Origin of the sequence: Streptomyces sp. SID13726 (assembly GCF_010548375.1) — a bacterium.
GTDB lineage: Bacteria > Actinomycetota > Actinomycetes > Streptomycetales > Streptomycetaceae > Streptomyces.
Map to the genome: position 1 here is coordinate 1 of NZ_JAAGLY010000243.1, position 537 is coordinate 537.

At 70.4% G+C, this 537-nt stretch carries 2 protein-coding genes; both read right to left on the reverse strand.

Features of this window, described 5'->3' with window-relative positions:
* On the reverse strand, positions 1 to 265 hold a 265-nt coding region (rsfS, locus tag G3I78_RS47415), incomplete at its 3' end, for a ribosome silencing factor (RefSeq protein ID WP_164436818.1).
* Positions 266 to 406: 141 nt separating this feature from the next.
* Positions 407 to 537 (reverse strand): LytR C-terminal domain-containing protein (locus G3I78_RS52575; protein WP_239158472.1); only part of this gene is annotated, 131 nt, incomplete at its 5' end.

Below are 537 nucleotides of genomic sequence, written 5' to 3' on the forward strand. Positions count from 1 at the left end.
CGATGTAGTCGAGCAGGATCCAGCGGGCGTCGCGGTCGCCCTCGCGGCGCACCGGCTTGGCGCCGAGCTCCTTGAGCAGGCGCTCCTCGATCTCGTCGACGATCGACTTGACCTGGCGGTCGTTGGGCGCCGAGGCGAGCAGGAAGGCGTCGGTGATCGACAGCACGTCGCTGACGTCGTACGCGATGATGTCGTGCGCGAGCCGGTCGGCCGCGGCCTGGGCGGCGGCGGTGATGAGCTCGATGGAGCGGTCCGTGGCGGTCACTGGCCATGCTTTCGGGTTGGCGGGCAGATCCATACAAGGGTCTCATGTACCGCCGACCCCGCCCGCGCGCAGCGTCGCGCGCGGGCCGGGGCATCGCCCGAGGGCCTGGTCAGGCCCGGTCAGGCCCGGTCCAAGGGCTGGTCAGGACGGTTTGTAGTCCTTGCCCAGGGTCACCACGATGTCGGCGTTCACGGCGTTCTCGCCCTTCTTCACCACGGTCTCCGGCAGGCCCAGCGTCTTGGCCACGTCGACCGCCTTGGCCCGCTGCGCGT